The 590-nt window shown below is 55.3% G+C and carries 1 pseudogene; it reads right to left on the minus strand.

Features of this window, described 5'->3' with window-relative positions:
* A pseudogene (locus JFN88_RS22400) lies at positions 1–590 on the minus strand (hypothetical protein); the annotation flags it as partial.

Consider the following 590-nt stretch of genomic DNA (forward strand, 5'->3'; position numbering starts at 1 on the left):
TGGCTGCGGACGAACATCCCCTTTGCCCAGTACGATCAGAGTAAACTTAACGACTTTATTGTTGCTGTCTACTTCGTAAATCCCGATGTACTTGTTAACCACCGGATCAACGCCCGGGATGTTGTTGCCCGGCGTATATGGATTGATTACGCCAACGCTTGGAGCGAGGTCGCCCGCTTTTGGCGTGGCAATCTTGCTCGACGACACCTTCACGACCAGATGGTTGCCTGTTCCGACTGGAATTGGCGGGTTGGTCGGAAGCTTGGTCGTATCGGGATCAGTTCCAGGCTCTGGCACAGGCGTTGGATACAGCTCCGGCGCCGCTTCCGGCTGCGGACGAACATCCCCTTTGCCCAGCACAATTAGCGTGAACTTCACGACTTTATTGTTGCTGTCTACTTCGTAAATGCCGATGTACTTGTTAACCACCGGATCAACGCCCGGAATGTTGTTGCCCGGCGTATACGGGTTAATTACGCCAACGCTCGGAGCGGAGTCGCCCGCTTGCGGCGTGGCAATCTTGCTCGACGACACCTTCACGACCAGATGGTTGCCTGTTCCGACTGGAATTGGCGGGTTGGTCGGAAGCT

Source organism: Paenibacillus roseus (assembly GCF_016424485.1).
GTDB classification, from domain to species: Bacteria; Bacillota; Bacilli; order Paenibacillales; family Paenibacillaceae; genus Paenibacillus_D; species Paenibacillus_D roseus.